We start from the raw sequence: 5,675 nt of genomic DNA, 5'->3' as shown, positions 1-5,675 counted from the left end.
TTAACTTATCATTATTTTTCTTATTTTTAAAACAATTAATTTTTCTTAAAATCCGATACACATATTATTTAATGGCAGATGGACTTCTGTTGTTACATTCCATATGTAATGAATAGTTATTGACAATCAAACTAAAAGAGTTGATGTGGATTAGGTGGTATTCCACATAATAGCTATTTGTCTCTCAGTAATTCTCTTCTGCCTCGCCATATCAATTGCCTTTGCCTTTTTCTCAACTCTTTATAGTCATAATACATCTGTGATGTGACATGCCCATGCAGTCTTCGGTATTCATCTATTCTAACAATCTCGGTCTGTACAATAGCTGATTCGCCTTCATGCCAGCAGTAATATGGGTGATGGCAGGCCACATCATTTTTAAAAGCCAAACCGGTCTTACAGTTATTGCAGTAATCTACAAACCATATATCTTCCTCTCGTTTTTGTTTTTCTTTTTTGGCTTTGATTATTTGTTGTTTTATAGATGTCATAATCAATCAGTTTTTATAAAAACCATAAAAACCATGAAAACTCCTGTAAACTTTTTTGATGGTTTTTTTAAATACTTCTTAAAATCCTTTAAATTAAAAAATAAGAATTTAGAGAATGTTTCTGAGAATTGATTTTTTAAAAAACCAAATTGTTCCAGACTAAGCGGGGCAACTTGTTAAACATTGCCTCCGCTCATATCCAGAACCTTAAGTTTTTTTGTAAAAACCATCTTACCAAAACCAAAGTAAAATTCTTAAATCAAACTAAAAACAATTCTAAACAGTTTTTTTAAAAAACTTTTCAAAAAGTTTTTATAAGTTTACATGGTTTTTTAAGTTTTTTAGTTTTCACGGTTTTTTGGTTTTTTTAGTTTTTTTTACCAATCCATATTGGCTTTCTAATATCTGAATCAAAATTCATTATACTTAACCCCTCAATAAATTTATCTTCCTTCATAATGTCTACAACCCACTCACCAATCTCATAGCAGATATCATTATACACAGAATCATCCATATGCTTTAAATCATAACTTATGGATTCAACTTCACTTTTTGCAAGGTCATATATGTTGGATCTTCCTGACTGATCGGTAACCTGAAGAAATCCCTTATCGGCTAATTCATACATGTATTTCCTGGCTGATGCCTTGCTCAGTCCGAGGTTTTGAAGTGTGAAGTAATCGTTGGTTGTAATTCCCATGTTCAGCACTTCCCTGTCCTTTGAAAGTTTCCAGTCCTCAATATTGTTTCTGATATCGTTTAGGACTTCAACAGCTTTAGGTGCAAGGTTGGCTGATATGCTTTCCTTATATGGCCTGAGCAGACTCATAAACAATTGCACATCAGCGATATTTGTAAGCACTACCTTTTTTCCGTCAACATCATAGACTTTATGATTATAGTAGTTCAGTGCAGTTATTGTTTTGAGTAACCCATTGAACTTGTCAAAATCCCTTTTGTAAAAAGATGAATTCTTTAAAAAGTCTATGACAAAATGAACATAGGGATTTATCACAGTAGTATTTTCAAAAATCTCCTTTAAATGCAAAAGCATATATGGGATGAGTTCTGCTTCCTTTTCGTATTGCTTTAATATTCTGTAACTTTTACCGTGCTTGAATTCAAGTGCACTTTTTCTTCTGTTGAAGATTTTCTGATTATCCATTCTTGGAGTGATAAAGATACTTCTGCTCATTTCCTGATCATCAAAATAATGATTAGGTACAGTAGTGTATGTCAGACATGGCTTTCCTTCAAGTTCCAGATCTTTTACATCCCATCCGCCTTCACCGTCCGGAATGTTTAACGGTTTGTTTAGAAATCCGTCTGACTGAAGTTCCTTCATGAGGTTTTTGGACTCCTCCATAAATTCATGGTCATTGCTTCCGCCCATATCACCGTAGTTGACAATCATACCGTCATAGAAGTACCTGTCCTTTTTGGCACGGTTAAAAAGTGCTGCTTCGGTAATCTTTTTTTCATTGACAACAAACCTTTTGGGAATCAGTTTCAATGCGGTTTCCTGTATGTGGGATTTGCCGCTGCTTGCCTCGCCAAGACATATTACAGAAACAGGATTTTTGAGAATTACCTGTCCCGCATATACAGTAAATGCATACATTATGTTGTTACGTTCACCTGCAGTAAACCATTCAACAAGACTGCCAATATAAACTAAAGGACAACTTAGAGATTGAAGTTTTGTGATAGCTTCCTTTAATTTAGATGCATCCTTTTCCTGCTCTGCCTGTTTCTTGTCAGCTATTTCCTGTTCAATTACTGATAGTTCATTTTCATAATTGAGCTGAAGTAACTGTTTTAGTTCTGCGAACTGGTTGTTGACCTGTCTTGGTTTGAGGTCACCTTTAGGATTTATAATCTGTTTGAACTGTCTTGCGACATTACTTTGGGAAGATAATGTAGCTGGAGATTTATTCAAGTATTCTCCAATCTTATTACCATACCTGTTTTTAAATACATATGTGACCTTATCAACATTGTCTCTGTTGATAATGAGTGTTATTGTATCCTTTGTCGGTAATTCAGCTACATTACTCATTTCTACTCTCCACTTTTATTTTACCTGAACGTCACGTACGATGAAACTGTAGTAGATATATGTTCCGGATTTTTCTTTGACCTGTATTGTCATTTCACCTAATCTGTTTACGAATTCCCTGTATTCAGCGAGGTTAACATTTCTTAAGATATTTGATCTTCCTACTGAACCTGCATTTTCCAATTCAAGAATGGATGTTATGAAGTCAAAGAGTACGCTTCCTTTTCTGATGTTTTTGTGAAGGTCTCCGTCGTTTTTGAGGTTGACGTTTATTTCAACGTATATTTTTTCATCATCTTTGAAGATGAATAATTTAAAACGGTTAACGGTTTTTTCCTCGCCGTCATCATCGAAAGTGTATGATGTAACAGAAGACATTTCTGGTCTTCCGGTGATGAGTGTTCCATCTTCAAAGTCTCTTAGTTCTGCTTTTTCATATCCTTCAGGGATTTCCACGATTTCTTCAAAGTCAAGTTCTGTACCTGTGAATATTGTCTGTTTAGTATTTTTAAAACTCATTTTAATTTTCTCCTAAAAAAATATTTTAAGAGGTGTTACCCTCTTTTAGAAATTTTGATTGTCCTGCAATCTTTTCTGCTGTCATTTCTTCTGCTGATGTTTCACCTGCTCCAATTAGTTCGGCTATTGCACGGTTGGTTGCACGTGTCTTTGCTGTACTCATTATTGTATGGTCTGAAACTTTGTCTTTTCCTTTTTCTGAACGGGAGCATAGTGCATCTGATTCAACACTTCTGCCATTAGGTAAAGTTGCACGTACGCAGTAATATGCTTCACGTACTCTTCCCATTTTTGTTCGCTCAATGTCACGATTAACTATCTCTGTATCGACATTGAATGCACGGGACAGTTTCTGCCATGCGGACTTTTTTTTAAAGTGTCTTTTCACTTTAATGTAGTTTCCGTCTTCATCTTTTTCTTTAACGATTATTTCCTGATAGTCAGTGTCATTCAATAATCCTTTACAGAGTTTTTGATAAGCGTCCCACTGTTCAATAGCCACATCCACATCAGGGACATTATCAACTTTAACTAATTCAGTTTCCTTCAAAACCTGTGGTTCTTCTATAAGTTCTGCTTTTACCATTCTTTATCACCTTGAAAAATTGAGGAGGATTAATTTATAATCCTCCGGTACTTGTTGCTATTCCAATCCAGCCTATAGCTGTGGCAAATATTATGCTTCCGATGAAAATCATTTTTGGATTGGGATCCATCGGTTCTTCCTTTGGATATAATCTTACCGGTTTAGGCATACTGACCAACCCTCCTTGTGCAAACCTCAATAATAAAATTCAAATTAATTATTGTAGTTTTTCCTCCTTTTTTGCGAATAACAACTGTTTTATTGTCCGGGAAATTCAATTCGTCTGATTTTAGTACCGCACAATAGGGGTCTTCATTTGCAGATACGAATGCAATGAAATGTCCTTCATCAAGATTCCTTTGCATTTCAAGAATTGTATTTTCCATGTTTATCATCCCTTTTGTGTTTGCGAAATCCGACAATAAAAGCTTCTCCTCTTATGAATTTGATTAGACCGATATCTCCTTCAGCAGCATACTGAATTAATGACAATAACTTCTCATGTATTATTGTCTGGTATGCTTTTTTTCCACCATCAACCAATACGATGCCGTCATCATCAATGTAGAGGATTTCGTGTTCAACATCTCCTTTGGCAATTTTGACCTCACCCTTGTGGGTTAAAATGCCATGGAAATTATCTTCAAATTGATTAATTGAGGTTGTCATCTCTATCAACCTCATTAATGCAATGTCTTTCAAATGGGAAATAGCTGTTCATTTTCTATTCACCCATTTTATCGAGTTTACTGAAAACTTCTGATACAATATTCCATGCCTCTTTTGGTACTAAAACATGAGGCACACCATTTACATCTTGTTCTAACATTTTTTGTTGACTCCTGTTAATTTTAAATTTTTAGTTCAACAGTCCGATGGATTAAAGCTATTGATCCAGTTTCATTATCTTGATTCTGTATAAATCGAAGAATTCCTTTTCATTTCTAATGTTTTCAGTTTCTTGAATTTCATCAATAGCTTCTTCTAATGCCCTAAAGTTATTGGATATTATTACTTCATTAGGCCGGGGTTTTACTATTCCACACATAGTTTTACATCTCCTATTTCCCCATTATTTTGTTGCTGGGGTGTGCATATTCAACAATCTAAAACTCACTATTGGCCAGAAGTCTTTGAAAAATAAGAATGCATTTGGTAAAATTAATTTTCCGTGCTTTACCGAATATTTAGAATAAGATAAGTCTATTAAATTAAAATGTATAAATATTTATATATTCCTTAAAATAAACTAGATATTGGGTTAAGTTTTGAAGAATATTAATTTTTAACATAGTTTTGCCGACATGCTAATTATTCTTATTTTTCTTACTGACCCAAGGATTATATTAAAAAATAATATTATAGCTCGTTATTCATAATAAAATTATTTTTTTATAATCCTTTTTTATGATCTGTTTTTTCTCACTGTTTTTTTGATATTTTACCTCTATAAATTTATTTAAAAGCCTAACCGAAAAAAAGTTGTACGACTGTGAAAAATTGCTTTCACTTCGTAAAATTGCTTTCAGTCGGTAATGGCTAATCATAGTTTATCATTTTTTGTATATAAACATTACGATTCGCCTTTTTGTTATTAAACTGTTCATTTTTTTGAGAAAAAATTGTGTTCCTAAGGCATGTATTTTTGCAAATTTTGATAAACAATTAAACATAAAATTGTAAGAAAAAATAGTCATGCGTATAAAATCGACATTGGGATTATTCAATATAAAATTAATTTTTTTCATCGTCATGTCATTATAATTATTATTATATTTTTTATATAAATAAAGTAATAACTCCGTTTCGTTGTGTTCCAAAAATTTTATTATTGTCAAAAAATAAATTTTTTATCAGAGTTTAGTAGTTCAAAATGATAAGGTTGCGAACAATATCATACGTTTTATACGAACAGTTTATATTGTTCGCATGCTTATTACTTCTCAACTGCTCTCTCTCAAGATATTATACATATGAAAAATAGAAGTGATTAGTATGATGAATGACGAGCTATTAA

Annotated in this window: 8 protein-coding genes; all 8 read right to left on the bottom strand. The window is 33.0% G+C overall.

Annotation, left to right across the window (positions count from 1 at the left end):
• Nucleotides 1-173: 173 nt before the first annotated feature.
• Nucleotides 174-491: a hypothetical protein gene (locus ACKI30_RS10595; protein WP_407412289.1), complete on the bottom strand. Its 318-nt coding sequence runs from the start codon at nt 489-491 to the stop codon at nt 174-176.
• 367 nt (nt 492-858) lie between these two features.
• On the bottom strand, nt 859-2,553 hold the full coding sequence (locus ACKI30_RS10590) for a hypothetical protein (RefSeq protein WP_407412287.1): 1,695 nt from the start codon (nt 2,551-2,553) through the stop codon (nt 859-861).
• 15 nt (nt 2,554-2,568) lie between these two features.
• A complete protein-coding gene (locus ACKI30_RS10585) occupies nt 2,569-3,072 on the bottom strand; it encodes a hypothetical protein (protein WP_407412285.1) in 504 nt (167 codons plus the stop codon).
• Between the two features lie 25 nt (nt 3,073-3,097).
• Nucleotides 3,098-3,658, bottom strand: coding sequence for a hypothetical protein (locus ACKI30_RS10580; RefSeq protein WP_407412283.1), 561 nt, complete (start codon nt 3,656-3,658; stop codon nt 3,098-3,100).
• Nucleotides 3,659-3,692: 34 nt separating this feature from the next.
• Nucleotides 3,693-3,827 (bottom strand): hypothetical protein, encoded by a 135-nt coding sequence (locus ACKI30_RS10575; RefSeq protein ID WP_407412281.1) that lies wholly within the window; start codon nt 3,825-3,827, stop codon nt 3,693-3,695.
• Nucleotides 3,820-4,044, bottom strand: a complete 225-nt coding sequence (locus tag ACKI30_RS10570) for a hypothetical protein (RefSeq protein WP_407412279.1) — start codon at nt 4,042-4,044, stop codon at nt 3,820-3,822. The genes ACKI30_RS10575 and ACKI30_RS10570 overlap by 8 nt, the downstream gene beginning before the upstream one ends.
• A complete protein-coding gene (locus ACKI30_RS10565) occupies nt 4,025-4,327 on the bottom strand; it encodes a hypothetical protein (protein WP_407412277.1) in 303 nt (100 codons plus the stop codon). Before ACKI30_RS10565 ends, ACKI30_RS10570 begins: the two co-directional genes overlap by 20 nt.
• A 217-nt stretch (nt 4,328-4,544) precedes the next feature.
• Nucleotides 4,545-4,706 carry a hypothetical protein gene (locus ACKI30_RS10560; protein WP_407412275.1) on the bottom strand — a complete coding sequence of 54 codons (162 nt, stop codon included), beginning with the start codon at nt 4,704-4,706 and terminating at the stop codon, nt 4,545-4,547.
• Nucleotides 4,707-5,675 lie beyond the last annotated feature (969 nt).

It is taken from the genome of Methanobrevibacter sp. (assembly GCF_045539575.1).
In the GTDB taxonomy this organism is placed as follows: domain Archaea; phylum Methanobacteriota; class Methanobacteria; order Methanobacteriales; family Methanobacteriaceae; genus Methanocatella.
This window is presented reverse-complemented; position numbering and strand designations above follow the sequence as displayed.